Origin of the sequence: Nostoc sp. (assembly GCF_036917515.1) — a bacterium.
GTDB lineage: Bacteria > Cyanobacteriota > Cyanobacteriia > Cyanobacteriales > Nostocaceae > Nostoc.
The window spans coordinates 62,392-68,391 of the sequence record NZ_JBALDE010000075.1 but is presented as its reverse complement, the minus strand read 5'-3'; the positions used below and the strand labels follow the sequence as shown (position 1 = coordinate 68,391).

The following is a 6,000-nucleotide window of genomic DNA, read 5'->3' as shown; positions in this document are numbered from 1 at the left end:
CAAATGCTCTGAATGCGGTAACTAAAAAAGACATTATTGGATGGTTCACCCACTGCTGTTACTATATTGCACCCAACTGAGAACCGCTATAGTTATGGATTCGGGTGATACCTTCTCTACGAGACGCTACGTGTAGCTTGCTTCCCCGGAGGGGTACGCTAACGCAAAACTTTTCAGTTTACTGAAATTGAAATCTGGTTTAGTATTGTACTTCATGAACCTGCAATCTGCTGCAAAGAGGCGTTATTGTGCTTAGTGAACGCGAGAAGATGTTGGCGGGAGATCTGTATGACAAGCTTGACCCTGAACTAGTCCGTGCTCGCGACCGAGCGCGTGACTTGTGTCAAGACCTCAATGCCATGCGCTTTTCCCAACGGGAGGAGCGTCAGCGCATCCTTCAAGAACTGTTGGGTGCAGGAGGCGAGGACGTGTGGATGCAGTCACCATTCTTCTGCGACTACGGGTTCAACATACTGCTCGGCAAGAAGTGCTTTTTCAACTTCAACTGCGTCGTGCTCGATGTCTGCCAGGTCAAAATCGGAGATTACACATTGTTCGGCCCAGGAGTGCAGATCTATACTGCCGCCCACCCGCTCAACGCAAAGCTGCGCCGCCAGCAAGAGTTCGGCAAGTCGGTCGAGATCGGCTCTGATGTGTGGGTTGGCGGCGCGGCTGTGATTTGTCCGGGCGTGACAATCGGTTCGGGGTGCGTCATCGGTGCAGGCAGCGTAGTCACTCACGACATTCCCACCGGGGTGTTAGCTGCTGGCAACCCCTGCCGTGTTATCCGGGAACTAACGGATAACTAGGCTTAATATAACTCCTAACTATTGAGTACTCGTGGCTTTTGCCCTAATTAACCAGTCAGCATCATGAGCGCAAATTTCTCGACCAGACGAGTCTCCTAAGCGGTCTAGCGCTAATAAACAAGCATATTTCAAGTCCCAAATTGGTGTATTTAGGCAAATTTTGAGTTCAGATATTGCTCGTGAATCACCCAATTCACCAAGAGCGATCGCACACGCAGCACGAGATTTCTGAAACTGAGGTTCACGGTTGTACAGGTTTTCTACTAACAAATCGTAGGCAGGAGCATATTTCAGCCAGCCGAAAAGTTTCATCACATGATAATGAGCGCCATAATCGTTATATGCCTTGTCCGAATAAGTTGCTAAAAGCGCTGCTGGTGCTTCTTGTGTATAGATATCCAATAAAGTTTTTGTCGCTAAATAGCAACGTCCAAAATCGGTTTCGTAGAGTTCGTTAATCACAAAATCTAGAACAGGGGTGGCATCATACTCATGTACTAGATCGAGGTCGTTGGGATGATCGTAGAGTACTCGCTCTAAGTAAGGTTGAATTTCTGTAAAGGTAATTTCATCACTGGGAACTCCTACATCCAAAAGCATCCGCAATGCTCGCAAGCGAAATACTAGAGATACAGGACAACGGGCAATTTCTGGGATGGCTTTGTAGTAGCGGGAATCAATCAGGTCTTGAATACAACCGCGCCGTGCATTGACGCTGGAACTTTGCAGCAGCGCTATCACCTCAGTAATTTGGGAATAGTCACCTGTGAAGCGACAAACTGTAGCGATCGCCGCACTACGGGTAGGTTCATCCTCAGTTTGAGTAAATTTTTTTACACGTTCTAGGGAAGGCTGATAATCAGCATTAGCTAAAGTGTGAATAATGACTCGATAGATTTGACCTGGTTTATCTAGCAATTGCGCCACTTCTTCGAGGATTTCTGGATCTTTGGCCCCGATTTCTCCGATTGCCCACACGCTATTTTCAACAGTATAAATATCATCATCTTTAAGACATTGCCGAATTACAGGTAAAGCTGATTGTGCCTGCAATCGCCCCAGACTTTCCACAGCTTTGCGTCGGACAATCCGGTGATCTAACTCATCAGGGTTGCTGGTTTCAATCGCCCGCACCAAAGCCGCGATTGATTGCTCAGTCGGATAGTTAATTAGATGGGAAACAGCAATATACTTATCAGAAGCGTCTTCGAGTTGTTCTAATGGTGTATCAATAATTGCGATCGCTTCTTCTTCTGTTAGCCCAAACATTTTAAAAAAACGTTTATCCATTGATCTGTAAATTGCTCTTGGATAATTGCTCAGATGTCACGTTTACTATCGTACTAGGGACTGGGTACTGGGAAATAGCGAGAAATTATGTTTGGGGATTGATTAGAAGCATCAAAAGTCTCTATGTAGCTATTTAAGGATAATTAGTTGAGTTCGACTTTTGAAGATTTTCATCAAAAAGCTTTACCAGTGGTAACGCGATCTGAGAAGATCGAAACATATACATTTGCCAGCTATTAGTTAGTTGGTTCTCTTTAACGAGTAACCAAATACAAACATTCTTGGGAACACTAACCACACATCGTTCAAATAAACACGTATTTAGGAAACAAAAGTTATGGATGAAACTTCAGAACTCACAACAACCGATAATGTAACCCCTCAAGATGTCGCAGAAGTTATTGCAGAACTTGAGCAGTATCGGGAACGTCTAGTCCAAGAAACTATGGAAACAGCAAAACGGGCTAAGTTGATGAAAGTAAATGTGATGGCAAAACTGGAGCCTGAGCTTGCCAAGATTGATTCTGCCCTCCAGGATCTCCGTAATCAGCAAGCTGCCCTGAGCGTCAGCAATTAGTAATCTATCTTGATAATTTAGCTATAAGTCATATGCTCAACTCCAAAACTCAATCCGGGGAGGATTCGTTAAATCTGTCTCAGGCAGAAACTGATGCTTTATTTGCAGCGGTGAGTGAGCAATTAAGCTTAAACACCTTCAACCCTGATGACCAAGACCTACTCAAGCAAATGATTGAGAGTATGGGAGACTCACGGGGGATGGTTAGGTTGAGTTTTGCAGAGGCTTTGGGCAAAATCGGTAAACCAGCAGCCCCTTTACTGATGGAAGCTGTGGCAAATCACCCAAACCCAGTTGTGCGGCGAGCTAGCACCAAAACCCTGACACTGATCGCTGACCCGATCGCAATTCCAACCTTGGTCAAGGCTCTGTTAAATGATGAAGATACGGTGGTCAAAGCCTCGTCCGTGGGAGCGCTGGCCAAGATAGGTAAGGCCGCTGTGCCTGCATTACTAAAAATCTTAGCATCAAACGAGTATCCAGAAAGTGCTAAAGGATATGCAGTATGGGCGTTAGGATTTATTGGAGCAGAGGCGAAGGAATATTTATATCAAGAGATTAACTCAGATTCGGCTGAGGTTCGCGGTGCGGTGGTGGGAGCGATCGCTAAAATAGCTGAAGAAGGTACTGAAGAAGGAGCATTTAATATTTTAGTTAATGCCCTCACCGATCCATCTGAAATTGTCCGGTGTGAAGCTGCTGCTGCTTTGGGCAGCCTGACCTATCGACCAGCAATTCCTAACCTCATCGAGTTACTGCATCATGCCGATTGGGAAACTCGAAAAGCGGCGGCTTTAGCATTGATGAAAATTGGTGATGGGGCTGCCTTAGAACCCCTGCAAGCTGCATTGACTAAAGAAGGGGAAGCGGGGGTTCAGGCAGTGTTCAAGTTGGCAATTTCTCAAATTGAAAGACAGTTAGAAGAAGATGCTTGGGAATAGAGCGATGCACATTTACTAACCTATGAGACGGTTTCGGGATAGACTAAACAACCAGCATTTTCATACACAGTTGTATAAAACAATTTCTGTTTTGAGTTTTGCTGACCACGAGTGGAGCGATCGCCTAAGCTTCTCAACCGATTATTTAAGTCGTCCGCATTAGCCAAGCTGTCAACTCACCCACCGTAATCGCGCTATCCTCTATTATAATTAATCACTTGATCCAATCGGGGCAAGGCACTCACTGCTGACTCTCGTACATATGGATCGACAGAGTCATTATTAGTCAATGCCTTCAGCACTTCCACTCCCCTAATATCACCCATCGAACCGAGTGCATTCACGATCGCTACAGCCACCGCCACATTATCCGTTGTTTTTAGAGCTTCAGTTAAAATTTCAAAGGCAGGGGAACCAATCTCACCTAGAGCCATTACAGATGCAATATAAACAACACCATTTGGGTCACTGAGCGCTGTTTTTAATCCCTGTAAGCCCTCAGTTGGGAAGGGTACGTCTGGATGGTTAGCAGCGACCTGTGCCAGGGCTTTAGCACAACTGCCCCGAATGGTCGCATTATCACTGTTTAGCAATGACTCTACTAGTGGCGGTACAGCATCTATACCAATGGCACCCAGTGCCTTTACCGCAGCTCGACGGTAGGTTATATCTTCTTGATCCAAAATACTCATTAACCGAGGAATAGTATTTTCATCACGGACATCAGCCAGTTCCCACATAGCTCGTTCCCGCAGATTGGGATTGGGGTGTTTCAACTGTTCAAATAAAGAATCTATTGTCATAAGAGATAATTTCGCTGTTTAAACTTCTTGAGTTCAAGATAGAGATAAATGATAAATATTAATACACAACTGAAGGACTCTAAGTCGATTACTCAACCTAATTTTAGGCAAAGCAACAGACTGAGAGTCCCTAGTTCTATAGTATGACAATCGCTCGTCTATCTAATCCGTGTGATTATGACAGGGAGTTGATTACGTAGTCGAGGAGATTGCGGAACTCAACCAACGCTTGAGGAGACAAATCACGAGGAGCGCAAGCGCGATCGCGAGTGAAAGTCAGCGCGGTAACATAAGGAGCAGTGGGCAGATTCAAAGAGCGATACACTTCACGAGCACCTGCAATACCCCACTCATCCAAAGGTCCAGTACCACCCACAACTAAGCTGTAGTTGATTAAGCGCAGGTAGTGCTTGATGTCGCGGAGGCACTTATCTTTTTTAACTTGGGTGTCGCCAGCTTCACCGTCTTGGTTCAAGAAAGGATATTTCTTGAAGGCAGCATCATAACCTTCTTTCGCGACAGCATCGATCCCAGAAGCCAGCTTTTCAGCAGCTTCTAGACGAGCGTTAGCACGTTGAATGCTACCTTGGACGGATTCTAGGTCAGAGGTGGATGGAAAACGACCTGCTGCATCAGCAGATGTAATAACCGTGGTGATAACTGATTTCATTGCTTTTTATACTCCAGATGGGATTTGATCGGGTTTTAATTTCAGTTCGTTTGGCTAATAGCCGTTAGCCATGAGCTATTAGCTCAGAGCAGAAATAACGCGATCGAAGTAGCTAGCAGCTTCAGCAGCTAGAGCAGAGCAGTCGCCTTGAACTACTTCTTGCTTACGAAATCTCTTACCAGCGTTAGCTTCAGTGTTAGTGTTGGTGATGTGGGCAACGCTGATAGCCTTCAGGAGCTGTACAGCACGTACAGAAGAACCTGTGGGGACGCCCAAAGCTGTGTAGGTTTCTTTTAGCCCATTCAGAGCACGATCATCCAATACAGAAGAATCACCAGCCAATAGCGCATAGGTTACGTAACGCAGGATGATTTCGGCATCACGTAGGCAAGCAGCATGGCGACGAGTTGGGTACAAGTTACCACCAGCTTGAATTAAACCTTGGTTTTCACAGGCAATTCCAGCAATGGCATCAGAAACGGCACAGCTAGAGTTGCTAGCGATCGCGTTTACAGCATCAAGGCGCTTGTTGCCATCAGAAATGAAAGTCTTGAGGGCTGCTAAATCAGCACCACCGATAGGAGCAGTTTTGGCGTCTGCTGTAATTACAGCTTTAGAAAAAGCGTCAAGAACCATGAGTTCTCCTTAATATTCACAAATGGCGGATATTATTTTTGGCCTGTTCTCGATCAGATTAACTGCGAGTAGCCAAAGAAAAACATAGGGGATCAATAGTACCCTAGTCTTTACTATGAGAGACAAAGTAATAATCTGTAATATTTTCCTTGGGCATGGGGCATTGGGAATTGGGCATTGGTAAAGAAGCTTTGTGGGCGGGGTGCTCTTAGAAGAGAGTAAAACTCTTCTCCCTTGCTCTCTGCTAAGAGCTTATTAGACCTCTTGCATAAAT

The 6,000-nt window shown here is 45.4% G+C and carries 8 protein-coding genes; 3 read left to right on the top strand and 5 right to left on the bottom strand.

Features of this window, described 5'->3' with window-relative positions:
- Window positions 1-248: 248 nt before the first annotated feature.
- A complete protein-coding gene (locus V7K89_RS09245; RefSeq protein ID WP_335186430.1) occupies window positions 249-809 on the top strand; it encodes a sugar O-acetyltransferase in 561 nt (186 codons plus the stop codon).
- 18 nt (window positions 810-827) lie between these two features.
- Here the strand turns inward: V7K89_RS09245 and V7K89_RS09240 are convergent, their stop codons facing one another.
- Entirely contained in the window at window positions 828-2,099 is a 1,272-nt protein-coding gene (locus V7K89_RS09240) for a HEAT repeat domain-containing protein (RefSeq protein ID WP_335186428.1), read from the bottom strand.
- A gap of 337 nt (window positions 2,100-2,436) precedes the next feature.
- Between V7K89_RS09240 and V7K89_RS09235 the strand changes: the two genes are divergently transcribed.
- Both V7K89_RS09235 and V7K89_RS09230 read left to right on the top strand, forming a co-directional pair.
- Entirely contained in the window at window positions 2,437-2,676 is a 240-nt protein-coding gene (locus V7K89_RS09235; protein WP_335186426.1) for a hypothetical protein, read from the top strand.
- Window positions 2,677-2,708: 32 nt separating this feature from the next.
- Window positions 2,709-3,617 carry a HEAT repeat domain-containing protein gene (locus tag V7K89_RS09230; RefSeq protein ID WP_335186424.1) on the top strand — a complete coding sequence of 303 codons (909 nt, stop codon included), beginning with the start codon at window positions 2,709-2,711 and terminating at the stop codon, window positions 3,615-3,617.
- Between the two features lie 20 nt (window positions 3,618-3,637).
- Here V7K89_RS09230 and V7K89_RS09225 read toward each other — a convergent pair whose 3' ends face one another.
- The 4 genes from V7K89_RS09225 to V7K89_RS09210 all read right to left on the bottom strand — a co-directional run bounded on the left by V7K89_RS09225 (window position 3,638) and on the right by V7K89_RS09210 (window position 5,726).
- Window positions 3,638-3,784 (bottom strand): hypothetical protein, encoded by a 147-nt coding sequence (locus tag V7K89_RS09225; RefSeq protein WP_335186422.1) that lies wholly within the window; start codon window positions 3,782-3,784, stop codon window positions 3,638-3,640.
- A gap of 27 nt (window positions 3,785-3,811) precedes the next feature.
- Window positions 3,812-4,420: a HEAT repeat domain-containing protein gene (locus tag V7K89_RS09220; protein ID WP_335186420.1), complete on the bottom strand. Its 609-nt coding sequence runs from the start codon at window positions 4,418-4,420 to the stop codon at window positions 3,812-3,814.
- Window positions 4,421-4,595: 175 nt separating this feature from the next.
- Window positions 4,596-5,090, bottom strand: coding sequence for a bleomycin hydrolase (locus V7K89_RS09215; RefSeq protein WP_335186418.1), 495 nt, complete (start codon window positions 5,088-5,090; stop codon window positions 4,596-4,598).
- A gap of 78 nt (window positions 5,091-5,168) precedes the next feature.
- Window positions 5,169-5,726 carry a bleomycin hydrolase gene (locus V7K89_RS09210; RefSeq protein ID WP_335186417.1) on the bottom strand — a complete coding sequence of 186 codons (558 nt, stop codon included), beginning with the start codon at window positions 5,724-5,726 and terminating at the stop codon, window positions 5,169-5,171.
- Between the last annotated feature and the right edge of the window lie 274 nt (window positions 5,727-6,000).